This window comes from Demequina rhizosphaerae (assembly GCF_000971255.1).
Taxonomy (GTDB): Bacteria; Actinomycetota; Actinomycetes; order Actinomycetales; family Demequinaceae; genus Demequina; species Demequina rhizosphaerae.
On the sequence record NZ_BBMC01000008.1, the window covers coordinates 118,188 to 140,312 of the forward strand.

Consider the following 22,125-nt stretch of genomic DNA (forward strand, 5'->3'; position numbering starts at 1 on the left):
GCATCGACGACGCGGACGGGAGCGCGCATGACGGACAGGACCCGACGGCTGCCGTTGCGGGAGCGCGCGCAGACCACGCTCGAGCTCACCGCCACCGGGCTCGGCGCGCTCGCCTTCGGCGTGGTCGCCACGATCGCGCTGCCGGTCTTCGGCCTGGACCCCGCGCCGATCGCGGGGCCGGGGTCCCTGGGCCAGTACGCAGCCATCGCGTCCGCGGTCGCGGCGATGCTCGCGTTCGCCGCCGGCCGCTACGTCGTGCACGCGCAGGGCCGGCACCGGATCTCCGGTGCGCTCGACGTGATCGACGTCGCGGCGCTCGCGTTCGCGCACGGGATCATCGCGCTGCTCAGCTGGACCCTCACCGCGGTGATCCTCTCCGACGCGTTCATCGGCGCCACCGTCTTCTGGGTCCCGATACTCGCCCTCAGCGGCGCGACCGCGGCCGTGTCCGCGTACGTCGCCTTCCTCTCGGCGGCGCACATGGACGCGCAGCTCCTCGCGATCGTGCTCGCCGTGTTCCTGGTCCTGGGCGTGCTCGCGAGCATGCTCACGACGAGCGATCCCGACTGGTGGAAGATCCACCTCAGCACCCTCGGCATCTCGCATGACGCGTCGGCGCTGGCGTTCAACCTCACGCTCATCGTCGCGGGATTCCTCGTCACGATCCTCGCGCGCGCCGCGACTCGGGCCATCCCGACGGCCTCCGAACGCGGCGTGAGCCGCGTGCGGCTGTCGCTCATCGTGGTGGGGGTCTTCCTCGGGCTCGTCGGGGTCTTCCACGTCGACACGCACTTCTGGATCCACACGTTCGTCGCGAGCGGCATGGCGGTCGCCTTCGGCGTGCTCACCTTCCGCCTGCACGCGTGGGTGCCGGGAATCTCGCGCGCCTTCCTGCCGGTCGGGTGGGCCTTCGTCGCGGTCATCGTGGTGCAGGCGATGTTCTTCGCGGTCGGCTACTGGTCGCTCACCGCGGTCGAGCTCGTGGCCGGGGTGCTCGTCTTCACCTGGATCATCCTGTTCCTGCGGCAGGTGGGCGCGCTCGACGCGGACACGGAGCAGTAGCGAGCCGTCCGCTCGCTGAGCGATATCGCCGGCGGCCGGCGGCGCGTCCCGGGCGCGCACGCCCGGCGCGGTCGGCGTACGGTGGTCTGAAGGGTGCACGCAGGGGGGAGCCGTGTGGACCAGCGATGACGCGTACGGGCGGTCGCCCACGTGAACCGGCCGCCGACGACGAGGCCGACCATCACGACCATCGTGATGCGGGCGCTCATGCTCGTCTTCGGCACGTACGCGATCGCGATCGGCGCGACGATCACGGCCGACGTCGCGGGGTCCGCGATCAGCGGGCCCACCACGACCCAGGCGGCAGAGACCGACGGCGACGGTACCTGCGCGGATCCCCTGGCCGGTGCCGAGGACTTCCAGGACGCGCGCACCGCGACAATCGGTTTCACGATCGAGCCGCTCGACGACGGCACCGGTCTCGTCGAGGAACGCCTGGCGATCACGGCGTCGGTGACAACCTCCACCGAGGATCCCATCGCGGTTCTGCGCGAGGGCTGCGGCGGGGAGCCGGATCTGTTCCGTGAGGAGCCCGCGCGATTCGCCGAGTACTCGGGCGTGGTGAGCGCGCAGTCGAGCGGGCGCGCGATCGCGCTCCAGTCGTCGGCCGTGACGCGCGACCAGGCCGGGGACGGCGCCGAGGTCACCTTCACGCAGAGGTGGGAGTCGAGCACCCTCACCGCCCGGCACGACGAGCTCCTCATCACCGTCCTGCCCGCCGCCGGCATGCCCACGTCGATCGCTGTGGCGCTCATGGACGGCTGGGTGGTGACGACGGCCTCACCGACGTGCGTGGTCGCATCGCAGTCGGCGAACGAGCTGTCGCTCGCCCTGCCGAGCGACGCATGCGAGACGGACACCCCCATCGGCGAGGTGACGATCGGTCTCGCCCGCGCCGGCACGAGCGCGGCGCTCGGGGCACCCGAGGCCATCTCGCCCACACACTGGCTCGACCTGTCCGGCGCGGGCGAGGCCTTCTGGGACCTCGCGATCTGGGCGGTGTTCTTCGCGTGGCTCTGGCTCGACCGGAACAGGGGCCCGCGGGCCGCGAAGAAGCAGATCAAGAGCGACCACGCGGAGGCGGCTGCGGACACCGCCCGCCGGACGGCGAAGGCCCGGCGGGCCGATGCCGAGCGGGCCGTCTCGGCGGAGGCGCAGGCGAGCACGGAGGAGCATGCGGCGCGAAGCCGGGCGGCGGGGCGAGCCGCGAGCGCGGAGGCCGAGACGGCGACGACCGCCGCGAAGGCCGCGGCCGCCGCGGCCGAGGCGGCCGAGGCGAAGGCCGCCAAGGCGGAGGCAGCCGAGGCGAAGGTCGTCAAGGCGGAGGCAGCCGCGAAGGTCGCGGCCAAGACCGCCGCACGAGCCGCGAAGGACAGGGACCGATCCGGCCTCGTCGGCCGTGCGGTGCCGCCGCCCTGGCTGCGCATGGGATCGCTCGTCGGCGCGCTGGCCGTCCTCACGGCCCTGCACTACTCGACGGCGTTCTCCGCGTGGCTCGTCGACGACGACCGCACGATCTGGGTCCCGGCCTGCGGGATGGACGGATGCGGCATGGTCGAGCTCGCGCCCTTCATCGACGGCGCGATGCCGTTGACGGCGGTCGTGGTCGTGGTCGCCTGGATCTGGTCGCTCCTCGTCCCGGGCGCGAGGAGCGAGATCGACCCGACGGGCAACCGGCGACGCGGCTGGGCCATCCTCGGCGTGGTCGGGCTGGTCGTGGTCGCGATCCTCGTGGTCGGCTCCGAGTCCCAGCTCGGGTGGGGGGACAAGGCCGCGTTCATCGACGCGATCGGCGTCACGATCCTCATCGGTGCGGGCGCCGTGCTCATCGCGCGGGCCTTCGGCGCCGCCTGCATCGCCGGCGCGGCGGCCGTGGGCGCCAGCGTCGGCCTGTGCTTCGCCGTCATCGAGTCGCACCACGACATCCGTGGCCTCGATGTCACCGGGCACTTCCTCGTGCTCACCGTCATCGTCGCCGGGCTCGGCGCGCTCACCGCACGCACCGTCGACCATCTCACCGTCGACAAGCGCGAGGGTCGCCGGCGGATCACCGCGATCCTCGAGGCGCGTGCCGCCGACGAGAAGCACGACCCCGACGACAGCCGACGGCGCGTGACGAACGCGCGCATCGACGCGTGCGACGCGCAGGACGCGCGCGACGCCCTGCTGCGCCGCTGGCTGGTCACGGCGGTCGCAGTCACCGCGATCGCCATCATCGGGCCGCGCGTGGTCCGCGAGTCCGAGGCCGTGGCCGCGAGCGACGCCTCGGCGCTCGCGGGACTGTTCCTCGACCCGATCCGCATCGCCCTCGGGGCGCTGCTGATCGTGGGGCTCGCACGTTCGCGTCGGATCATGCCCGACTCGTGGACGCGACGCGCCCTGTTCTTCATCGGGCTCCTGCTGCTGTTCCGCGCGGGCACCTTCGTCGGGCTCCCCGTCGCGATGTTCGCCGGCGGGGCGCTGCTGTCGATGACGCTGCTCGAGGAGCCCCGGAAGCTCGTCGAGCGCTCGCAGCTGGCGCGCTACTGGCGTCCTCCGCAGGATGCGGTGATCCACAGCAGGGTCCGCGAGTTCGTGCGCAGCGTCGGCGTCCTCCGCATCGAGGGCGACCACGGCAACGCGCTGAGGAAGAAGGCGGCCTCGGCCGACATCTCGACGCGGACGCTGCGGGCCACGGTGCGGGACGTCGCGGAGTCCCAGTACGAGCCCACGAGCACCAACCCCGAACCCCTGCGCTGGGGCGGGACCCCGGCAAGCCCGATGCGCCGCGGTGCGGTCGGCGCCGCGATCGGCACGATCGTCGGGCTCCCCTTCGCGTTCGAGTCCGTGGGCGAGATCCTCGACCTCGCGGACAACGGCACCGGCCCGTCCGTCTTCACGGCCACCCTCCACGCGATGATCGGCCTGAGATTCCCCCTCTACGGGCTCGCATTCGGTCTCCTCATGCCCGCCCTGCGCCGCGAGCGCGGCATCACGCGTGCCGCCGGGGTCGCCGCCGTGGTCGCGCTGAGCGAGGCGATCACCATCCTGGTGCCGTTCACCTCGTGGGGTGCCGACATCGTGGCCGCGCTGACGCTGCGCACCCTTCAGATCGTGGCGGTCTTCCTCGCGATCGGCTTCGCGTTCGACATCCGCGCGCTGCGCTCGGCGGGGCTCCACCTCGACCGGATCGGCGACATCTACGGCGTCAACCGGTTCGTGGTGTGGATCTGGGGGGTGGTCGCGACCGCCTCCGCGGCGGCGGCGACGACCCTCCTCGCCTCCGGCGCGGGCGCGCTGCTCGAGCTCCTCACCCAACGGGGCGGCTAGGGGCGTCCCACCCTCGGGACGATGCGCTCCTAGGCTGGGGGCAGCACCCACCGTCCCCGAGGAGCATCGTCATGGCATCCGACCGCATCCGCCGCATGACCTTCGCGACCATCTATCCGCTCTACGTGCAGAAGGTGGAGCGCAAGGGGCACACCACGGAGGAGCTCGACACGGTCCTCACGTGGCTCACCGGCTACGACGGGGCCGGCATCCAGGCGGCCGTCGCCGACGAGCGCACGCTCGAGGAGTTCTTCGCCCAGGCCCCCACGATGAACCCGCACACGGACCTCATCACCGGCGTCATCTGCGGCGTCCGCGTCGAGGAGATCGAGGACCCGCTCATGCAGCAGATCCGCTGGATGGACAAGCTCGTCGACGAGGTCGCGCGCGGGAAGCGGATGACGTCGATCCTGCGCACCCCGGTCGGCTGATCCTCAGCCCCGGCCGGGCTCGCCCTCGTCGCCGTCCCCCTCCTCGCCCCCCGCATCGTCCCACCGCGTGCCCTCGAGGTCGCCGCGCAGGGTCCCCGTGAGGTGGTCGACGGCCGCGCCGACCGTGGGCCAGAAGCGGTCGGGGGTGAAGCGGCCCTCCATGCCGTAGCGCCGCAGCTGATCGATGACGGGGTCCTTCATCTCCGCGAACACGAGCCGCACCCCGCGGGCCTCGAGGTAGTCGTCGAGCTCGACGAGCTCGTCGATCGCGGTGGTGTCCACCCCGGTGACCGGCTCGGCGGCGAGGACCACGGTGCGGACGTCCGGACCGGCGGCCTCGACCCGCGACCGCACCCAGTCGTTGAAGATCTCGCCGTTCGCGAAGAACAGGGGCGCGTCGAAGCGCACGAGCACGATGCCGGGCAGCCGCTCGCCGCTCTCCGGGTAGCGCGAGAGGTCGTGGTACCCGCGCAGGCCGCGCACGCGCCCCAGCTCCGCGCGGTAGGGGCGCCACGACCGGTCGACGAACGCGAGCAGCGACAGCACGATCGCGACCACGATGCCCTCGAGGACGCCGATGACGAGCACGCCGGCGGAGGCCGCGAGCGACAGCACCGCGTCGAGCCGGTTCATGCGCCACAGCCGCGCGAGCGCCGGCAGGTCGATGAGCCCGAGCACCGCGGCGACCACGACCGCCGCTAGGCTCGCGTCGGGCAGGTACGCGGTGAGGCCCGGCACCAGCAGGATGAACACGACGATGAGGGCCGCCCCCACCACCCCCGTGAGCTGCGTGCGCGACCCGGCCTGCTCGGCGACCGGGGTGCGGGAGGACGATGCGGACACCGGGAAGCCTCCGAGCGCTCCCCCCGCGATGTTCGCGATCCCGATGCCCGACAGCTCGGCGCTGCCGCTGACGGTCTCGCCGCGCCGGGCCGCGAGCGACCGCGACAGCACCGCGCTGTCCGTGAACGCGACGAGCGCGATGCCCGCCGCCGGGGCGAGCAGCGACACCGCATCGCCCGCGGTGAGCCCCCCGAGCGCCGGCGCCGGCAGGCCCGAGGGCAGCGCGCCCACGACCGGCAGCTCGTCCGCGAGCCCGAGCGCCCACGTCGCGACCGTCGCGAGCACCACCGCGACGAGCACCCCGGGCACGGGCGACCGCAGCCGGCGCAGGACCAGGATCACCACGAGCGAGCCGAGCCCTACGGCCGCCGCGGCGGGCACCGCGTCTCCGCCGAAGACCCCGCGCGTGGTCGCGGCGAGCTCGTCCCAGAGGGATCCGTCCTCGACCGTCACCCCGAGCAGCTTGGGCAGCTGCGAGGCGATCACCACGAGCGCGATCGCGTTGAGGTACCCCACCCTCACGGGCTTCGACAGCAGGTCCGTGACGAAGCCCAGGCGCAGGACCCCGCCCACCAGCATGAACGCGCCGACCAGGATCGACAGCAGCCCGGCGAGCGCGACGGCCCGCGTGGGGTCGCCCGCCGCGAGCGGCAGGATCGACGCCGCGATGATCGGTGCGAGCGCGGAGTCCGGTCCGAGCACGAGGATCCGCGACGGGCCCACGAGCGCATAGGCGACGAGCGGCACGATGGTCGCGTACAGGCCCGTCTCCGGCGGCAGCCCGGCGACGCGCGCGTAGCCCATGCCGGCCGGGATGAGCAGCGCGGTGACGACGATGCCCGCGCGCACGTCCGGCCACAGCCAGGCGCGGCGGTACCCGCGGGCCACCCGGATCCCGGGCAGCCACCGGTCCATCGCCGTGGTCGCCATCGCCACCCCTGTCCCCATCCTCGCAAAGGAGCAGGGACGATGCTCAGCCGAGCCGCTCGCGCAGGAAGGCCACGACGCGGTCGACGGCATCGGGGTCCGCGTGCTCGGTGAGCGTCGAGTGCAGCCGCTCGCCGTGGTCGTCGAGCTCGAACACCGCCATCCGGCCCTCGCCGAGCAGCCGCTGGGCGGAGCGCAGCTTCGCGGGCGGCGACATGCAGTCGCGCCGGTAGCGGTAGCCCTGCACCCGCAGCCCGGAGCGGTCGACGAGCGCCTCGCGGTCCTCGTCCGAGAGCCCGAGCGCGGTGGGCGGGAACGGCGGCACGGCGGGCTCGCCCACCACCGCCGCGGCGACCCGCGGGTCGGTGGCGAGCGCGAGCGCGAAGCTCCCGGTCAGGCACAGCCCCACGACCCCGTACGGGCCGCCGTCCGCGCCCGCGTGCTCCCCCGCGAGGTCGCGCAGCCAGGGCACGGTACGGCTCACGCCGTCCCGCGCGATCGCGTGCATCTCGCGGTTGACGCACAGCTGGGCGAGCGAGCCGGACGCCGTGGGGGCGCCGTCGACGCCGAAGATCGACGGGACCACCACGCGGAAGTCGGCCGCGAGGCGGTTCGCGAAGTCGACGAGCCCACGCATGATGCCGGGGAACTCGTGCAGCAGGACCACGCCCGGCCCGTCTCGGTCTCCGACGACGTAGAAGACGCGCTCGCGCCCGTCGATCCACGCGGTGGACCGCAGCCACCCCTCGGGCGGCCACGGCTCGTACGCCTCGATCGTCATCGCCCCTCCTCGCCCCCCTGCCAGGCTACGTCCGTGGCACCCTGGCGGGGGAGGCTGGCGGCATGGCGGACGATGCGCGCACGGCCCGGGCACGCGGCCGGGCGGGCGGGACCGGTCGCGCGTGGGCGGGCGGCGCCGGCCGCGCCGTCGCGAGCCTCGGGACGATGCAGCGGTACGAGGGGCGTCGATGGCCCGTCGCGTTGCAGGCGGCGGTGGCGATGGCCGCCCCGGCGGCCGTCGGCGTGCTCACGGGGCACGCGAGCACCGGGCTGCTCGCGTCGAGCGGCGCCTTCACCACCCTCTACGCGGCGCATCGTTCCCCCGCCGAGCGCGCGAGGATCCTGCCGCTGGTCGCTCTCATGCTCACGCTGTGCGCCGCCGCGGGCACCGCCACCGGCCCGTGGCCGCTCGCGACCGGCATCGGCCTCGTCGCGGTCACGGCGGCCACCGCCGCGACCATGTTCGCGTTCTCCGTCGGGCCGCCGGGTCCCCTGTTCCCGCTGATCTCGTACGGCCTCGCGTCCCACGTGAGCGTGCTCGAGGACGGGGTCCGGCACACGCCGGCCGGCGTGGTGATCGGGGCCTTCGCCGCGGGCACCGCCTTCTCGTGCCTCGTGGCGGCGAGCTCGCTGCTGCTCGCGCGCAACCGCACGCCGGTCCCGCCGCTGCGCGAACTGCTGCCCGGGCCGCGCTGGGACGCGGTCACCACCGAGCTCTTCGTGCGCACGCTCATCGTCGCGGTCGTCGGCACCACCGTGAGCCTCGTGCTCGTCGACCCCGAGCGCGCCTACTGGACCGTCGGCGCGGGCCTCGCCGTCATCGGCGCGCGGCCCGGGCGACGGCACGCCGCCCAGCGGGGCCTGCACCGCATCGTCGGGACCGCCGCGGGGGCCGCGCTCTACGTCGCCGTCGCGGGCGCGCTGACCCTGCCGCCGCTCGTGCTCGCGGCGGTGCTGGGCGGCCTGCAGTTCGGGGCGCAGATGCTGGTGGTGCGGCACTACGCGCTCGCCCTCGTGTGCATCACCCCGATGGTGCTGATCCTCGCGGGAGCCGCACGCGGCGAGGACCCCACCATGGTGGTGGTGATGGAGCGCGTCCTCGACACGGTCGTGGGGGCGACGCTCGGCGCCGCGACCGGGCTCGTGCACCGGAGGCGGCGGGCCCCCTAGGGGGTGCGTGCGGCGCGCACGTCCCGCATCGCCGCGGCCCACAGCTCGAGGTCAGCGAGCATGCCTGCGAGCCCATGCTCGTGGTGCTCGTCAGGCGTCGCCGTGTAGCCGTCGAAGTCGGCGCGGTTGCGGAGGCTCACCTGCGGGCGGACGTGGGCGATGCCCACGCAGCTGAGGACGGTGCGCAGCTGCTCGGCGGACCGCAGGCCGCCCCCGTTGCCGTAGCTCACCAGCGCGCCTGCCTTGTCGACCCACTCGGCCCACAGGTAGTCGATCGCGTTCTTCAGCCCCGCCGGCATCGAGTGGTTGTACTCGGGGGTGACGAAGACGAAGCCGTCGTACGGGGCGATCACCGCGGACCAGTCCCGCGTGTGGGCGTGCTCGTAGACGCCCGTGCTGGCGGCGGCGGGCTCGTCGAGGAGGGGCAGCGGGTGGTCCCGGAGGTCGACGAGCTCGTAGGTCGCGGCGCGGCCGCGGGCCTGCTCCATCACCCAGCGGGCGACGGACTCGCCGCGGCGGCGGGGCCGCGTGCTGGCGAGGAGGACGGCGAGGCGCAGGTCGGAGGTGTCCATCCCCGCATCGTCGCCCGGGAACGATGACGGGTCAACGGTAGGTGCGGAGGCCGCCCGCACGGTAGGCTTTACATCGTTGCAAAGATGCGCCCCCATCGCCTTCGCTCGAGGAGGAGCCATGCGCATGGTCCGCACCCACGACGTCTGCGCCCCCGCGACGCCGTCCGCGGTCGCCGCCCACGATCTCACCCCGCTGCCAGTCGCGGCGGTGGAGCTCGATCCCGCGCGCGAGCTGGGCGCGTGGCAGCGCGTCAACCGCGAGCGCACCCTGCCCCACGTCATCGCGCGGATCGAGTCGACCGGCGTGCTCGACAACCTCCGTCGCCTCGTCGGCGACTCGGACGCGCCGTTCCGCGGGCCCCTGTTCGCGGACTCGGACCTGCACAAGACCCTCGAGGCGATCGCGTGGGAGGCCGCACGCGTGCCCGGCGACCAGCCGTGGGAGGACTTCGCGCGCGCCGCCGCGGACCTCCTGGCACGGGCGCAGCGCGAGGACGGCTACCTCGACTCGCACGTCCAGGGCGACGAGACGCGCGAGCCGTGGACCGACATGCGCTGGGGTCACGAGCTCTACGTCCTCGGCCACCTCGTGCAGGCCGCGGTCGCCCGCGAGCGCGCCACCGGCCGGGACGACCTCATGGCGGTCGCCCGCCGCTTCGCGGACCTCGCGGTCGCCGAGTTCGGGCCCGGCTCCTCCCGCGCGGACGGCTACTGCGGGCACCCCGAGATCGAGACCGCGCTCGTCGAGCTGTTCCGGCACACCGGCGAGCGGTCCTACCTCGACACCGCCGCGGCGATGCTCGACCGCCGCGGCAGCGGGGCCATCGGCGCCGGACCGTTCGAGCCGTCGTACTTCCAGGACCACCTGCCCGTGCGCGAGGCGCCCGAGGCGACCGGCCACGCGGTGCGCCAGCTGTACCTCGCCGCGGGCATGGCGGACGTCGCGGCCGAGACCGGCGACGGCGGCCTCGCGGTCGCGCTCGAGCGCCTGTGGGGCTCCGCCCACGGCACCAAGGAGTACGTCACCGGAGGGATGGGGTCGCGCCACCGCGACGAGTCCTTCGGCGACCCGTACGAGCTCCCGCCGGACCGCGCGTACGCCGAGACCTGCGCCGCGATCGCCGCCTTCCAGTGGGACTGGCGGATGCTGCTCGCGACGGGCGACGCACGCCACGCCGACGCGATGGAGCGCACGCTCCTCAACGGGATCGCGGCGGGCGTGTCGACGGACGGGCTGCGGTTCTTCTACTCGAACCCGCTGCAGCTGCGCACTGGCCACGACGGCACGAGCGAAGACTCCCCCTCGGAGCGCCTCGACTGGTACGGCTGCGCCTGCTGCCCGCCCAACCTCGCCCGGCTCGTGTCCTCGCTCGGCGCGTACGTCGCGACCGGCACCGAGTCCCGCGCCCGCCTCCACCTCTACGCCGCCGGCACCGTCCGCCTGGGAGCGACCACGCTGCGCGTGCGGACCGACTACCCGTGGGACGGACGCGTCGAGATCGACGTCGCGGGCCCGCTCGAGGAGCTCGCGCTGCGGCTGCCCGGCTGGTGCGAGGGGCCCGCGCTCGAGGTCGACGGCGCCCCCGCCGACGCCGCGCCGGGGCCGGACGGCTACCTCCGCGCGGCCCTCGCGCCCGGCGACCACCGCATCGTCCTCACCCTGCCCATGCCGGTCGACGTGCTCGCGCCGCATCCGCGCGTCGACGCGGTGCGCGGCACCGTCGCGCTCCGTCGCGGACCGGTCGTCTTCTGCCTCGAGCAGCCCGACCTCCCGGCCGGGGTGCCGCTCGAGGACATCCGCATCGACCTGTCGGTCCCGCCGCGCGTGGGCCCCGGCGTGCGGTCGCTGCGCGCGGGCGCGACGGTGCTCGCCGAGGGCGTCGTGCGCAGCTCCGAGGGCCTCCCGCGGGCTACGGCGCTGCGACGGTCCTCGCGCCGGGGCGCGGCATCTGGCATGCTTCCGGGCAGGATCGCCCTGCGCGCCATCCCCTACGCCCGCTGGGCGAACCGCGCAGGCGGCGCGATGCGCGTGTGGATCCCCGTCGACGAGGAAGGTTGGACCACGTGAACGGCTCGGGCGTGCGCGGCACGGTGACGATGCATGACGTCGCGGCACGCGCGGGGGTGTCGATCAAGACCGTCTCCAACGTGGTGAACGACTACCCCCACATCAGGCCCGCGACGCGGGCGAAGGTCCAGGCGGCGATCGACGAGCTCGGCTACCGCATGAACCTCTCCGCGCGCAGCCTCCGCCAGGGACGCACCGGGATCATCGGTCTCGCGCTGCCGGAGCTGTCGCTGCCGTACTTCGCGGAGCTCGCCGACTCGGTCATCCGCGCGGCGGAGGCCCGCGGCGTCGTCGTGCTCATCGAGCAGACGAGCGCGGACCGCCAGCACGAGCTCGACGTCCTCACCTCGGACCGCCGCCAGCTCACGGACGGCCTCATCTTCTCGCCGCTCGAGCTGGGCCCCGACGACGCGGACGCGCTCAAGGTCGACTACCCGCTCGTCGTGCTCGGCGAGCGCATCTTCGGCGGCGACTGGGACCACGTCACCATGAACAACGTGGACGCCGCACGCGCGGCCACGCAGCACCTCATCGACCAGGGCCGCCGCCGCATCGCCGTCATCGGCGCCCACGCCGGCGAGACCATGGGCTCCGCGGCGCTGCGCGTGCTGGGCTACCAGGCGGCGCTCGCCGCCAACGGCATCCCGTTCGACCCCGACCTCGTGGTCGAGGGCGGCCTGTGGCACCGCGCCACCGGCACCGACTGCACCAACCGCGTGCTCGACTCGGGGGTGAAGGTCGACGCGATCTTCGGCCTCAACGACGCGCTCGCGCTGGGCGCGCTGCACGCGCTCCACGCCCGCGAGGTGTCGGTGCCCGACGAGATCGCGGTGATCGGCTTCGACGACATCGAGGACGCGGCCTACGCGACGCCCACCCTGTCGTCGATCTCGCCCGGACGCGAGGAGATCGCGACCATGGCGGTGGACCTGCTGCTCGCGCGCATCGCGGGCGAGGAGACCCCGTACCGCCGGGTCATCACCGATTTCGAGGTGGTCCCGCGCGAGTCCACCGCGGCCTGATCGCCGGCCCTCGCGTCACCCGCCCCTCCACCCCACCCCACCTCACCGCAATGGGTAGAGGGTGGTCGGTTCTGAGCGATCCGTGCGCGCCATGGGTAGCTGGTTGTCGCAAGGCGCCGGCAGCCCTCTCGCGGAGGCCTCGAGCGCGCCCGCGGAGCTCTCCCCCGGCCGAGCGACACTGGTCTACCCCTGGGGCGCGGAGATCCGCGGAAACCGACAATGGTCTACCCTGCAAGTCTTCTTTTTGGCTGGCCCGGGGTCGGCTGACGGGCCGATGCTGGTCCAAGCGCTTGAGTGTGACTCAGGTCTACCCTGACCCCTGCGATCTCGGGGTGTCCTCGGAATGGCATGTCCGCTCGGGCGTGGCGACCGGCGTCGACCCGCCCACCGCGATGGCTTGATAGAAGCATGCCCAACCGTGAGGTTGTGGCCCTTTGCAGGATTGCCTCGCGGTGATTTCACCCGGATCGACGCCGGCCGGACAGCGACGTCACCCGGAAGGAGATCCATCGCCATGACCATCGTCGCAAACACCTACACGCATGTCATCGGTATCGACACCCACGCCCGCACCCACACCCTGACGGTGATCGCGGCGGCGACCGCAGCCCGGGGCGCTACCGCCGCGTTCCCCACCAATGCGCGGGGCCTGTCCCGTGCCGGGTCATGGATCGCGCGCCACGGCAGCCACCTGGCCACCCTGGTCGTGATCGAGGGCGCCAGCTCCTACGGCGCCCTCATCGCCCACGCCGTAAGCCAGGCCGGCTACCGCGTCGCGGAGCCGCTACCGATTCCCAAGAGCTTGCGGGCCGGACGGGGCAAGTCCGACCCTATCGACGCCGCGCTGATCGCCTCCTCAGTGCTGCACGCCGATGTTGGCGAGCTTCGCAATCCCCGGGACGACCAGGGCGTTCGCGCCGCCGCGACCGTGCTGCTTGCCGGACGTGAACTCCTGACCCGCCACCGCAGCGCCAGCGTGAACGCGCTGACCGCGCTCGTGCGGCTGCACGACCTCGGCATCGATGCCCGCCGCCCGCTCAAGGATGCTCAGATCGCCACCATCGCCGCCTGGCGTGACCGCACCGAGGACATCGCCACCGCGACCGCACGAGTGGAAGCACGCCGCCTGGCCCGCGCCATCATCCAGGCCAACCTGGACCTGGCCGACAACCACGACCAGCTCCACTCGCTCGTGCTGGCATCTCCGGTCGCACCGCTGCTGGCCGAGGTCGGTATCGGGATCGTCAACGCCGCGATCATCCTCACCGCCTGGTCACACCCCGGCCGCATCCACTCCGAAGCGGCATTCGCGTCCCTCGCCGGTGCCTGCCCGATCCCCGCATCGTCAGGCAACCGCACCCACCACCGTCTCAACCGCGGCGGCGACAGGCGCCTCAACCGGGCCCTGCACTCCATAGTCCTGACCCGCAAGCGCCACGACCCCGCCACACGCGACTACATCGCACGCCGCACCGCCGAAGGACTCGGACGCCGCGCCATCGACCGCAGCCTCAAGCGCTACCTCGCCCGCCACCTCTACCGCGCGCTGGAACATCCCTCGGCCTATTGACGAAACATAGAAGCGTCATTGCGGGACGGGGTGCGGCGCGGGCGGCGGCGCGGGCGGCGGCGCGAGGCGCGGGGAGCCCTCAGGCGTCCGCGCTGCGGGCGTCGATCTTGTCGAGCCAGCGGTCGACGATGAGACCCGAGAGCAGCAGCGGGACCGACAGGCCCATGAGGATGAACAGCGGCACCCAGTTGAGGAACACGACCATCAGCGCGACGGTCGTGACGATGCAGCCGAGCGCCGTGAGGGGCGACAGCAGCGGCGCGAGCGCGACGAAGCGCAGCGTCGGCAGGGGCGCGTCGCTGTAGCGGCGCAGCACGTGCGGCGCGTACGCGAGGCACGCGACCGCATAGGCGCCGATCGCGGCGATCGCGCCCGTGAAGATCGCCGCCACGGTGCCCTCGCCGTAGTAGAGCAGCACGAGCAGCTCGTACCAGGCGAGGCCGATCACGACGATGAACGGCACCGTCACGACGGCGGCCCGGCGGAAGTCCGCGCGGTAGCCGCCCCAGAAGTCCTTCCACAGCGCGTCGGAGGCGTCGCCGTCGACGATGCGGCGCAGCAGGCGCGCGCCCGACGCGGTCGCGGGTCCGAGCCCGAGGATGCCGAGGCCGAGGACGGTGCCGGCGACCATGAGCAGCTGGATGCCCGCGAACTGCGCGATCACGCGCAGCCACACCATGATCCGGCCGGTCCAGCCGGGCACCTCGCCGGCGTCGACCGGCGTGCCCTCCATCGGGGGCAGGCGCTTCCTGCGCCCGCCCTCGTCGTGCTGCCGTTCCGTCACGACAGCCATCATCCCACCCGGGTGCCGGCGATCACCGTGCCCTTGGGCCCGATGGCCGCGAACGCGAGCGTCGCGCGGTCGCGCACCGCGTCCCACGCCGGGAACACCACGGCATCGACCGGGGCGTCGCCGTCCCGGGTGAATCGGCCGCGTCCGCGCGCCACGAGGCCGGCCAGCGCCTCGCCGTCGACGACGACGCGACGCGACTCCTGCACGGCGTCGGTGGGCAGCGACCAGTCCACGATCTCCCACTCGCCGGCGAGCTGCGCGACGTCCGCGGGCCACGTCGACTCGTCGTCGATCTCGCGGTCGCCCGCCCAGGTCTGGACCGACACGAGCGGCCAGCCGCCGTGGGTCCACACCAGCCGGCGCACCTGCACCTCGTGCTGGCGCGGGGTCTCCGCGAAGCGCGTGTGGTGCACGAGCAGCTGGTGGCCGGGCTCGGTCAGCACCGAGGCGTGGCCGGGCGCGAGGATGCCGCGCTCCGCGGCCTCGAGCCGGTGGCTCGCGAGGACGGTGAGGCCCACCTGGAGCGGGTCGGCGTCGAGGTCGGTCATCTCGCGGCCCTCGTGATCCACGTAGGGACCGTAGAGGTCCTCGGCGACCGCGACGCGCACGTGGTACGTGTTCACGAGCGAGTCGTACGAGACCACGAGCGCCCAGCCGCCGCCGGGGCGGGGGACGATGTACGGCCCCTCGATCGCGGTGTCGACCGACTTCGGGCGCCTCGCGATGAGCGTGCCCGGGGACGATGCGGGGGCGCCGGGCGCCGGGGCGTCCAGGGCGAAGCCGGTGGCCGGGTCGATCTCGAGGATGTGCAGGCCGCCGAAGAACGAGCCGTAGACCATGTGGTGGCGGTCGCCGTCGACGACGAGCTGCGCATCGATGGCGTTGTGGCCGTCGCGGTCGTGCTCGGTCGCGACGACGATGCCGCGGTCGGTCCACGGGCCGCTCGGGTGCGGCGCCACGGCCAGCCCGATGGCCGAGGTCCGCGAGCCGAACGAGGAGGCCGAGTAGTACATGCGCCATTCGGTCCCGGCGGCCGTGTCGATGCGGACGACGTCGGGGGCCCACAGGCCCTCGGCACCCGCCCAGTCGCTCGCGGGACCCGGGACGCCGTCGAGGGCGCAGCCCACGAACTCCCAGCTCACCAGGTCGGTGGAGCGACGGATCTGGGCGCCGGCGGCGCGCAGCTCGCCGTCGGCGTCCGCGTCGGTCGAGAAGAGCCAGTAGACGCCGTCGTCGTCGCGGACGGCGGTGGGGTCGTGCGCGTTGCGCGCGCCCCACGTGGTCGGGTCGGCCCCGGAAGGGGCAGCGGCCCCGGCGTTGTCCGCCGGGGCCGCGTGCTGAGAGGTGCTCATGTCAGGTCTTCGATCCGGTCAGCGCGATCGACTCGATGATCTGGCGCTGGAAGATGAGGAACACGATGAGGATCGGGATCACGGAGATCACGGACGCCGCCATGATCAGCGGGTAGTCCTGCTGCGTCGCGTACTGCGCGTTCATGTTCGCGATGACGACCTGCAGGGTCTGCTTCTCGGGCGAGTTCAGGTAGATGATCGGCGCGAGGTAGTCGTTCCAGACCGCCATGAACCAGAGGATGAACTGCGCGGCGATGGCCGGGCGGATCAGCGGGAGGATCATCGTCCAGAAGATCTTGAGGTACGAGGCGCCGTCGATCTTCGCGGCCTCGACCAGCGAGTCCGGCACGTTGTGCAGGTACTGGCGGAGGAAGAAGATCATGATGACGTTGCCGAGGATGACCGGCACGATCAGCGGCAGCAGCGTGTCGACCCAGCCGATCCGCGAGAACATCACGAACTGCGGGATCATCAGCGTCGGGAACGGCACCATCATGCCCGAGAGCAGCATGAGGAAGATGGCGTTCTTGCCCGGCAGGCGGAGCTTCGCGAGGGCGAAGGCCGCGAGCGACGAGAAGATCGTGCCGACCACCGTCACGGACACCGCGACGATGAGCGAGTTCTTGATGCCGGAGAGGACGTACGTGTCGTCGAAGACGCGGACGTAGGTCTCCCAGACGAAGGGGTCGGGGATCCACTCCGGAGGGAGCGAGTAGACGCCCTCCTTGGTCTTGAGCGAGGTCGAGACCATCCACGCCAGCGGCGCGGCCATGACGATCGCACCGATCGACAGGATCACGGTGAGGACCGCGTTGACCGCGGGGCTCTCCTGGGTCGCACCCTTGCGGCGCTGGAACACGCCGACCTTGGGGGCCTGCTTGTTGCCGCGGTCCGGCTCACCCGCGCCGGCGAGGGCCCTGGAGGCCGCGCGGGCGGTGTTCGCGTTGAGGCTCATAGCTGTCTCCTTCGCCTCAGTCGATCGAGAAGTCGTTGGCACGGTTGATGCGGAACTGGATCGCGGTCACGATGAGGACCAGGATTCCCAGCACCAGCGCCATCGCGGTCGCGTAGCCCATCTGGAGGTTGCGGAACGCCTGGTTCCACACGTACCAAACCAGCGAGGCGGTGCTCCACGACGGTCCGCCCGTCGGGGTCATGATGTTGATCTCGGTGAAGATCATCGAGCCGGCGATGATGTTGGTCACCACGAGGAAGAACGTCACGGGCTGCACCATCGGCCACGTGATCTTGGTGAACTTCTTCCAGCCGCTCGCGCCGTCGAGCGAGGCCGCCTCGTAGAGCGACCGCGGCACGGCCTGGACCGCCGCGAGGTAGAGGAGCGTGGAGTAGCCGAGGCCCTTCCACACCGCCATGATGATGAGCGCAGGCTTGGCCCAGTTGGGGTCCTGAAGCCAGTTGGGGCCGTCGATCCCGACGAGCGCCAGCACCTGGTTCACGAGACCGAAGTCACCGTTGTAGGCCCACTGCCACAGGATCGCGATCGCAGCGAGCGAGCTGATCACCGGGATGTAGTAGACCGTGCGGAAGAAGGTGCGTCCGCGGATCTTGCGGCTCAGCGCGAGCGCGAGCGCGAGCGAGATCGCGAGGCCGATCGGGATACCGATCATGTAGAAGATCGTGTTCCAGAGGGCCTTCCAGAAGTACGGGTCCTGCACCAGCCTGGTGTAGTTGTCGAACCCGATGAACGTCATGTTGCCGATGCCGTTCCAGTTCGTCAGCGACGCGTAGATCGAGAACGCCATCGGGAACAGCAGGAATGCCACCCAGCCGATCACCGGCGGTGCCATGAAGGCCGCAGCCCAGGCGTGCTCCTTGCGATGCAGAGCCGCACTGCGCTTGCGCGCGGCCTTCTGATCCGCCTTGGTCCAGGTGCTGTTCACCTGGTCCGTGTCGGTTGTCGTGGCCATCTCCATGTCCTTCCTGCGGGGGAGCGGGGGCCGACGCCGGTGGGCGCCGGCCCCCTTCCCGTCCTGCTGTTAGCCCTGGGCCTTCGCCTGGTCGGCGCTGATCCACGACTGGTCGAGCAGCATCTGCATCTCGGTCTGCTTGCCGGCGACGAAGTCGGCGGCCGTCTGCGAGCCGTTGTCGACCACGTTCTCGATGCCGATCCAGAAGTTGTCGTACCACTCCGGGGTGTAGGTCCACACGCCGGGCAGCGGGCGACCCTTCTCCTCGGCGATCTGGAGGAAGATCTCGGTGTTCGCGGGCCAGCCGGCGGCCGGGGCGTCCGTCTCGATCCACTCGCCGGTCGCGTAGTCGATCAGGTTCGGGATCTGGACCTTGTTCTCGGCGAGGATCTTCTGCGCCTCGAGGTCGGTCGACAGGTAGGTCGCGAGCTGGGCCGCGAGCTCCTTGTTCTGCGAGTTCTCCGACACGGCGATGCCGAGCGAGCCGAGCCAGGTCGACCAGTCGTCACCCTCGTTCGCGACGGGGTAAGGGATGACCTCGTAGTCGAAGCCGTCCGGGTTCTCCTCGTGCTTCGCGTTGTAGGTCGCGATGTCCCACGGGGCGACCGGGAAGAAGCCGAGGTCACCCTGCATCCAGCGCTGGTAGGTGTCGAGGCTCTGCGCCTGCGTCGCGGTGGGCGTCACGCCCTCGACGAGGCCGAGGTCGGCGAACCACTGCAGCGCCTCGGCGAACTCCGGGGTGTCGACCGTGACGGTCTTCTGGTCCTCGGAGATCCAGTCCGCGCCCGCGCCCCAGACGAAGGCCTGCGAGTTCCAGGTCACGTTGAGGCCGGTGCCGAACGTGTCCATCTCGCCGTCGCCGTCGCGGTCGGTCGTGAGCTCCTTGGCCTTCGCGACGAACTCGTCGAAGGTCATGGGCTCGTCGAGCGACGGGTACTCCACGCCCAGCTCGTCGAACAGGGCCTTGTTGAAGCCGAAGCCGAACGGGCCGACGTCCTTGGGCAGGCCGTAGAGGGCATCCGCCGAGTTGCCGCGCTCACCGGTCTCGGTGTTGAAGCGGTACGCGTCGGTGCCGAACGACCAGATGTTGTCGATGACGTCCTGCTCGACGTAGTCGGTGAGGTCCGCGAGGACGTCCGCGTACACGTAGCCCATCATCTTGCCGGGCTCGATGTAGAAGACGTCGGGGACCTTGTTGCCGGCGATGGCCGCCTGCAGCTTGGTCGCGTACTGGTCGGCGTCGGTGATGATCATCTTCACCGAGGCGCCGGTCTCCTCCTCGAAGGCGTCGATCGCGGCCTGGTAGGCCAGCTTGTCGTAGTCGCCGCCGCGGAACATGAACGTGAGCTCGTTGGCTCCGGTGCCACCCGAGGTGTCGGGCTCCTCGCTCGCGTCCCCGCTCGAACCGTTCGAGCTGCACGCGGCGAGCGTGAGCGCGCCCACCATGGTGGCCGTGATGGCTGCCGCCTTAAACTTTCGCATGTGCTGCCTGCCTCCCTTTCATCGTTGAAGAGTGAGGTCGGGCCCGGATACAACTATCCCTATTCGGGAGATGTGTCGCATCCTGGTCGTCGTTGACCCCAGGCTCAGCGGACCCGGCCCCGTGCCGGCTCCTTTACAACGATGGAACAATGACACGGCGAGAGGGCCGAGGTCAAGTCCAGCGGGTCACAATTACGAAACACCTGCGAAATACGGCCGACTGCCAGGTGCGATATCTGGTACACCACCGCACCCCTCCCCGCAGGGGGTCGATCCTGGGACCGCCGAGGCGCACGACTGGGACCCCTCCCGGGTACCCTCGGTTTGACTCGCGACCGCCCATATGGGCACGATCGCGTTACAACGATGTAGACGGGAGACGCCTCACATGCTCGCCACGACCCCCCCGATGGGCTGGAACAGCTGGGACAGCTTCGGCACCACCGTGACCGAGGACGAGGTCCTCGCCAACGCGCGCGTCATGGCGGAGCGCCTGCTCCCGTCCGGCTGGGACACCGTGGTCGTCGACATCGCGTGGTACGACCCGACCGCGCGGTCGCACGGCTACAACGACGGCGCCCCGCTCGAGCTCGACGCGTACGGCCGCCAGATGCCGGCCCCCAACCGCTTCCCCTCCGCGGCCGACGGCGCCGGCTTCGGCCCGCTCGCCGCGCAGGTCCACGCGCTGGGCCTCAAGTTCGGCCTTCACATCATGCGCGGGATCCCGCGCCTCGCCGTCGAGCGGGACCTGCCGATCCTGGGCACCGCGTACACCGCCAAGGACGTCGCCGACCTCGACCACGTATGCGCGTGGAACCCCGACAACTACGGCCTCGACCACAACCACCCGGGCGCGCAGGCGTACTACGACGCCCAGGTCGCGCAGTTCGCCGCGTGGGGCGTCGACTTCATCAAGGCCGACGACATGCAGGCCCCCTACTACGAGCGCGAGATCGCGGCCTACGCGACGGCGATCGAGCGCTCGGGCCGCGACATCGCCCTCTCGCTGTCCCCCGGCACGCACCTCTCGACCGAGCACGTCCCCCACCTGCGCGAGCACGCGCAGATGTGGCGCATCTCGGACGACCTCTGGGACCGCTGGGAGGACGTGCACGCCCAGTTCGCGCGCCTCGCGCGGTGGGCGCCGTTCCAGCAGCCGGGCGGCTGGGCCGACGCGGACATGCTGCCGTTCGGACGCATCGGCATCCGCGCGGAGCGGGGCGAGCCCCGCGATTGCCGGCTCACGCTCGACGAGCAGCGCACCCTCATGACGCTCTGGTGCATGGGCCGCTCGCCGCTCATGGTGGGCGGCGACCTGCCCACGAGCACCCCCGAGACGCTCGACCTGCTCGCGGCCCCGGCCGTCACGGAGGTCCTCCAGGGCTCGGTCGACGGCCGCGAGCTGCTCCGTGAGCCCCTCGACGACGGCGAGCTCATCGTGTGGGCGGCGCGCTCGGCGTCCTCGGACCGCGCCTACGCGGCCGTGTTCTGGACGGGCGAGCAGCCCTTCGACGCCCGCGTCGCGCTGTCGTCGATCCTCGGCGTCGGCCATGGCGAGGTGTCCGTCACGGACCTCTGGCCCGCATCGTCCCCCGCCGTCGTCGACGCGGAATCCCTCGCCGCGACCGTGCCCGCGCACGGCGTCGCCTGGGTCGCGCTCGACCCCCGCTGACCCCCTCGGAAGGACTCCTCGTGACCGACACCACCGTCGACGCGCCCGCCACCCGCCGCTCGCGGCGCCCGCTCCTCATCGGCGGCGCCGCCGCCGTCGCCGCCCTCGGCCTCGCCGCCGGGGTGGTGGCGTGGAGCCCCTGGAGCGAGGACGTGGTCGCCGCGACCGCGCTCGAGCTCGCCGGCGACATCCACACGCACGACCCCGCCCTGGTCGCGGGCGAGGACGGCGAGGACTGGTACGTCTACTCGACGGGAGACGTGCAGAAGGGCTTCGGCTCCCCGCAGATCCGCCGGTCGACCGACGGCGGCGAGACGTGGGAGTACGTCGGCACCGTGTGGGACGAGACCGACGACGTCGCGTGGGTGTACGACGAGGTGTCGGGCGTGCAGAACTTCTGGGCGCCCGAGCTCGTCGAGCACGACGGCACCTGGTACCTCTACTACGCGGCGTCCTCGTTCGGCACCAACGGCTCGTTGATCGGGCTCATGACGTCTCCCACGCTCGATGTCGACGACCCGGACTACGGCTGGACCGACCAGGGCATGGTGGTGCGCTCGACCCCGGGCGTGGACAACTTCAACGCGATCGACGCCGGCGTGATCACCGCCGAGGACGGCACCGCGTGGATGACCTTCGGCTCGTTCTGGGGCGGCATCCAGCTCATCGAGCTGGAGTGGCCGAGCGGCAAGCCGGTGGACGGCGCCGAGCCGGTCACGATCGCCACGCGCAACAACGCGACCAACGCGATCGAGGCGCCCTACCTCATGCACCGCGACGGCTACTACTACCTGTTCGTCTCGCGCGACAAGTGCTGCCAGGCCACGGAGTCCACCTACTCGGTCGCGGTGGGCAGGTCCACCGAGATTACCGGCCCGTACGTCGACAGCTGGGGCAACTCGATGATGTTCGACGGCGGCGACGAGCTGCTGTCGACCCGCGGCACCATGATCGGCCCCGGCGGCCAGTCCTACTCGAACGGCTACCTGGCCTTCCACTACTACGACGAGGACCTCGGCGGCGACTTCCAGCTCGCCATCCGGGAGCTCGGCTGGACCGAGGACGGCTGGCCCGTCGCCTGGACCGCCGACGAGCTCGCCGCAGACGCCTGACCACCGACCGCATCGTCCCTACCCGCTCAACG

At 72.0% G+C, this 22,125-nt stretch carries 17 protein-coding genes; 9 read left to right on the forward strand and 8 right to left on the reverse strand.

Features of this window, described 5'->3' with window-relative positions:
• The first annotated feature begins 27 nt into the window (after positions 1 to 27).
• The 3 genes from AOM07_RS11675 to AOM07_RS11685 all read left to right on the forward strand — a co-directional run bounded on the left by AOM07_RS11675 (position 28) and on the right by AOM07_RS11685 (position 4,802).
• Positions 28 to 1,062, forward strand: a complete 1,035-nt coding sequence (locus tag AOM07_RS11675) for a DUF998 domain-containing protein (RefSeq protein WP_062313987.1) — start codon at positions 28 to 30, stop codon at positions 1,060 to 1,062.
• A 150-nt stretch (positions 1,063 to 1,212) separates the two neighbouring features.
• Complete coding sequence (locus AOM07_RS11680) at positions 1,213 to 4,371, forward strand: hypothetical protein (RefSeq protein ID WP_062313989.1); 3,159 nt, start codon at positions 1,213 to 1,215, stop codon at positions 4,369 to 4,371.
• Between the two features lie 71 nt (positions 4,372 to 4,442).
• Positions 4,443 to 4,802 carry a DUF2200 domain-containing protein gene (locus AOM07_RS11685; protein ID WP_062313990.1) on the forward strand — a complete coding sequence of 120 codons (360 nt, stop codon included), beginning with the start codon at positions 4,443 to 4,445 and terminating at the stop codon, positions 4,800 to 4,802.
• Positions 4,803 to 4,805: 3 nt separating this feature from the next.
• Here AOM07_RS11685 and AOM07_RS11690 read toward each other — a convergent pair whose 3' ends face one another.
• Positions 4,806 to 6,575, reverse strand: coding sequence for a SulP family inorganic anion transporter (locus tag AOM07_RS11690; RefSeq protein WP_062314080.1), 1,770 nt, complete (start codon positions 6,573 to 6,575; stop codon positions 4,806 to 4,808).
• Between the two features lie 43 nt (positions 6,576 to 6,618).
• Entirely contained in the window at positions 6,619 to 7,353 is a 735-nt protein-coding gene (locus AOM07_RS11695; protein ID WP_062313992.1) for a dienelactone hydrolase family protein, read from the reverse strand.
• A gap of 62 nt (positions 7,354 to 7,415) precedes the next feature.
• Here AOM07_RS11695 and AOM07_RS11700 point away from each other — a divergent pair, with 62 nt between their 5' ends.
• Complete coding sequence (locus tag AOM07_RS11700; protein ID WP_062313994.1) at positions 7,416 to 8,522, forward strand: FUSC family protein; 1,107 nt, start codon at positions 7,416 to 7,418, stop codon at positions 8,520 to 8,522.
• Here AOM07_RS11700 and AOM07_RS11705 read toward each other — a convergent pair.
• A complete protein-coding gene (locus AOM07_RS11705; RefSeq protein WP_062313996.1) occupies positions 8,519 to 9,094 on the reverse strand; it encodes an NADPH-dependent FMN reductase in 576 nt (191 codons plus the stop codon). The genes AOM07_RS11700 and AOM07_RS11705 overlap by 4 nt on opposite strands.
• Before the next feature lie 118 nt (positions 9,095 to 9,212).
• Between AOM07_RS11705 and AOM07_RS11710 the strand changes: the two genes are divergently transcribed.
• The 3 genes from AOM07_RS11710 to AOM07_RS11720 all read left to right on the forward strand — a co-directional run bounded on the left by AOM07_RS11710 (position 9,213) and on the right by AOM07_RS11720 (position 13,754).
• Positions 9,213 to 11,162, forward strand: a complete 1,950-nt coding sequence (locus AOM07_RS11710; protein WP_084830280.1) for a glycoside hydrolase family 127 protein — start codon at positions 9,213 to 9,215, stop codon at positions 11,160 to 11,162.
• Between the two features lie 29 nt (positions 11,163 to 11,191).
• Positions 11,192 to 12,184 carry a LacI family DNA-binding transcriptional regulator gene (locus tag AOM07_RS11715; protein ID WP_062314084.1) on the forward strand — a complete coding sequence of 331 codons (993 nt, stop codon included), beginning with the start codon at positions 11,192 to 11,194 and terminating at the stop codon, positions 12,182 to 12,184.
• A gap of 514 nt (positions 12,185 to 12,698) precedes the next feature.
• Positions 12,699 to 13,754, forward strand: coding sequence for an IS110 family RNA-guided transposase (locus AOM07_RS11720; protein WP_062313997.1), 1,056 nt, complete (start codon positions 12,699 to 12,701; stop codon positions 13,752 to 13,754).
• Positions 13,755 to 13,833: 79 nt separating this feature from the next.
• On the opposite strand, the gene AOM07_RS11725 is transcribed toward AOM07_RS11720, so the two are convergent.
• The 5 genes from AOM07_RS11725 to AOM07_RS11745 all read right to left on the reverse strand — a co-directional run bounded on the left by AOM07_RS11725 (position 13,834) and on the right by AOM07_RS11745 (position 19,309).
• A complete protein-coding gene (locus AOM07_RS11725; RefSeq protein ID WP_169748158.1) occupies positions 13,834 to 14,538 on the reverse strand; it encodes a YesL family protein in 705 nt (234 codons plus the stop codon).
• Between the two features lie 8 nt (positions 14,539 to 14,546).
• Positions 14,547 to 15,899, reverse strand: a complete 1,353-nt coding sequence (locus tag AOM07_RS11730) for an arabinan endo-1,5-alpha-L-arabinosidase (protein WP_062314000.1) — start codon at positions 15,897 to 15,899, stop codon at positions 14,547 to 14,549.
• 1 nt (position 15,900) lies between these two features.
• Positions 15,901 to 16,854, reverse strand: a complete 954-nt coding sequence (locus tag AOM07_RS11735; RefSeq protein ID WP_082227350.1) for a carbohydrate ABC transporter permease — start codon at positions 16,852 to 16,854, stop codon at positions 15,901 to 15,903.
• A 16-nt stretch (positions 16,855 to 16,870) separates the two neighbouring features.
• Positions 16,871 to 17,827, reverse strand: a complete 957-nt coding sequence (locus AOM07_RS11740; RefSeq protein ID WP_062314087.1) for a carbohydrate ABC transporter permease — start codon at positions 17,825 to 17,827, stop codon at positions 16,871 to 16,873.
• 69 nt (positions 17,828 to 17,896) lie between these two features.
• Positions 17,897 to 19,309, reverse strand: a complete 1,413-nt coding sequence (locus AOM07_RS11745) for an ABC transporter substrate-binding protein (RefSeq protein WP_062314002.1) — start codon at positions 19,307 to 19,309, stop codon at positions 17,897 to 17,899.
• A gap of 388 nt (positions 19,310 to 19,697) precedes the next feature.
• Here AOM07_RS11745 and AOM07_RS11750 point away from each other — a divergent pair, with 388 nt between their 5' ends.
• Together AOM07_RS11750 and AOM07_RS11755 are read left to right on the forward strand one after the other, a co-directional pair.
• The gene (locus tag AOM07_RS11750) at positions 19,698 to 20,981 is read left to right on the forward strand and encodes a glycoside hydrolase family 27 protein (RefSeq protein WP_228374452.1); all 1,284 of its coding nucleotides are present in this window, start codon (positions 19,698 to 19,700) and stop codon (positions 20,979 to 20,981) included.
• Between the two features lie 20 nt (positions 20,982 to 21,001).
• Positions 21,002 to 22,093: an arabinan endo-1,5-alpha-L-arabinosidase gene (locus tag AOM07_RS11755; RefSeq protein WP_062314004.1), complete on the forward strand. Its 1,092-nt coding sequence runs from the start codon at positions 21,002 to 21,004 to the stop codon at positions 22,091 to 22,093.
• Positions 22,094 to 22,125 lie beyond the last annotated feature (32 nt).

Excerpts from the sequence above, each read along its gene's own strand:
- AOM07_RS11675 (WP_062313987.1), top strand. The coding sequence starts at position 28 with ATGACGGACAGGACCCGACGGCTGCCGTTGCGGGAGCGCGCGCAGACC.
- AOM07_RS11685 (WP_062313990.1), top strand. The coding sequence starts at position 4,443 with ATGGCATCCGACCGCATCCGCCGCATGACCTTCGCGACCATCTATCCG.
- AOM07_RS11690 (WP_062314080.1), bottom strand. The coding sequence starts at position 6,575 with ATGGCGACCACGGCGATGGACCGGTGGCTGCCCGGGATCCGGGTGGCC.
- AOM07_RS11695 (WP_062313992.1), bottom strand. The coding sequence starts at position 7,353 with ATGACGATCGAGGCGTACGAGCCGTGGCCGCCCGAGGGGTGGCTGCGG.
- AOM07_RS11700 (WP_062313994.1), top strand. The coding sequence starts at position 7,416 with ATGGCGGACGATGCGCGCACGGCCCGGGCACGCGGCCGGGCGGGCGGG.
- AOM07_RS11705 (WP_062313996.1), bottom strand. The coding sequence starts at position 9,094 with ATGGACACCTCCGACCTGCGCCTCGCCGTCCTCCTCGCCAGCACGCGG.
- AOM07_RS11710 (WP_084830280.1), top strand. The coding sequence starts at position 9,213 with ATGCGCATGGTCCGCACCCACGACGTCTGCGCCCCCGCGACGCCGTCC.
- AOM07_RS11715 (WP_062314084.1), top strand. The coding sequence starts at position 11,192 with ATGCATGACGTCGCGGCACGCGCGGGGGTGTCGATCAAGACCGTCTCC.
- AOM07_RS11720 (WP_062313997.1), top strand. The coding sequence starts at position 12,699 with ATGACCATCGTCGCAAACACCTACACGCATGTCATCGGTATCGACACC.
- AOM07_RS11730 (WP_062314000.1), bottom strand. The coding sequence starts at position 15,899 with ATGAGCACCTCTCAGCACGCGGCCCCGGCGGACAACGCCGGGGCCGCT.
- AOM07_RS11735 (WP_082227350.1), bottom strand. The coding sequence starts at position 16,854 with ATGAGCCTCAACGCGAACACCGCCCGCGCGGCCTCCAGGGCCCTCGCC.
- AOM07_RS11740 (WP_062314087.1), bottom strand. The coding sequence starts at position 17,827 with ATGGCCACGACAACCGACACGGACCAGGTGAACAGCACCTGGACCAAG.
- AOM07_RS11745 (WP_062314002.1), bottom strand. The coding sequence starts at position 19,309 with ATGCGAAAGTTTAAGGCGGCAGCCATCACGGCCACCATGGTGGGCGCG.
- AOM07_RS11750 (WP_228374452.1), top strand. The coding sequence starts at position 19,698 with ATGCTCGCCACGACCCCCCCGATGGGCTGGAACAGCTGGGACAGCTTC.